The organism is Atopobacter sp. AH10 (genome assembly GCF_003664595.1).
Lineage (GTDB): Bacteria > Bacillota > Bacilli > Lactobacillales > Aerococcaceae > Atopobacter.
This window is the reverse complement of record NZ_QXPZ01000024.1, coordinates 1-1715: the sequence shown is the minus strand read 5'-3', so window position 1 is coordinate 1715 and position 1715 is coordinate 1. Positions and strand designations below refer to the sequence as shown.

General features: G+C 35.1%; 1 protein-coding gene. It reads right to left on the bottom strand.

From position 1 onward, the window contains the following. Positions 1-37: 37 nt before the first annotated feature. Entirely contained in the window at positions 38-1594 is a 1557-nt protein-coding gene (locus D3H64_RS06215) for a transposase (RefSeq protein ID WP_121565412.1), read from the bottom strand. Positions 1595-1715 lie beyond the last annotated feature (121 nt).

Below are 1715 nucleotides of genomic sequence, written 5' to 3'. Positions count from 1 at the left end.
CCTGAATTCCCTGACTCATAACCATAAACACCACCTATCACCGAGGTGGTGTTATTTTTAACCCTTCATAAATTTGCTCATGCTTACTCAATACTTCACCTAAAGTAAAACCAAAAGAGTCATCCCAATAGCCATAAATCTGGTCTAAGTTGCACAACACATCATCAATTGTATAGCTCTTATTTAATCCACTCAGTGCCATTTCTCTTTTAATATAGGCAATAAGTATCAAGGCTATGTGCTGTACAAATAATTTCCCTTCCAAACTTTGTTCGCTAGAAACTCTTGTTCTTCGCATATTCATTCTATCTTTAATGTTCTCAAAGTTTTTTTCAACTACATCTTTATTGCGATAGAGTCGTAATACTTCTTCACTCGTTAAACTGCTATTAGATAATAATACAAAGTAGCCTGCTTGCCTTTTCTTATTCTCCACTGCTTCTTTTATCAATTGATAACCATTATTCGTCAGTGCAAAATATCGTCTAATTTGTTTAATATCGTCAAAAACCTCCGGCTTTTTCCTTAATAGCTCCTCCCATTGCTTTAATTTCCCATCTAATGCCATGCGCTCCTCACTAGCTCGCTGAGGATCATAGTAAACATGTAGCGATACAGGATAGTAGCTGGTTTTTGATGCTGGGAACACTGATTTAAGGTGAATTTCCCGCGCATAAAGAGCATAACTTGGCAAATAATATTGATAGTCATCCAAATCGTCTATAACGGAATTAATAGCATTCTGTACATATTTAAGGGATAATTTGCTCCCTAATATAAACGTCATATTTTCCTGACAGAGTTGTACCACATTTTCTTGACTGTAGAAACCTCTGTCCATGACCAAACGAATATTTTCCCTTTCTAAACCGTCAAACAAGCCAAATAGCCAGGGGAGAGTCTTCACATCAGGGACGCTTCCTGTCAGAGGGCGATACATAATTGGCAATCTCGTTTTTTCACTATAGACATAAGCTAAATTTAATTGTGGCAATTGGTCGTGCTCTTTATTAAACCCAAACTGAATATAGGGCAATGTTTGAGAATAACTAGAAATTGTAGTGGTATCGTAGCACCAAAATTCATCTTCATCCAAACGATTAATTCTTTTTCTAAAAAAACTTTGCTTTTTATTTTCGGTAACTTCTTGAAATATTTTTGAGATAAATTGCGATGTTAATTGGGTATTAGAAAAGAGATGATGTAAGTGACTCCAATTTTCGACTTGTCTCATAGCATTTGTTGGGGCTAAGACCAAGAAGTAAGCTAAATCCAAAAGAACTTGATAATGTTGTGGGAATATGAGTTTAAGATCATCAATCAAATGTACTTTGCGTGCAATGGATTGAAGTAAATAAGTCGAACCAAAGTGCTTATTTGTTACATTTTTAGGATTAAATTTTACTGCTTTTTCTTTTTTCTTAGCATTTCTCATTCGACCATCGGTCGGTACCATTTCTCCAGTTTTTTCATCAATTTTACCAATTAAAGTGCGTTTAGCTCGGGATTGCTTCTTTTCTTTGTCCCAGTATGACTTTGATTCATACACGTAAGTTATGCCAGACCTTTTATCGAATTGCTTTATTATTGCCATTTATATCACCTCGTTATGAGTTTATCACATAACCATTTAAAAGTCAACAAAAAAAGTCGTACAAACACCATAAAATTAGGATTTGTACGACTTAAGCTCGTTATTGGTTGGGGAATTCAGG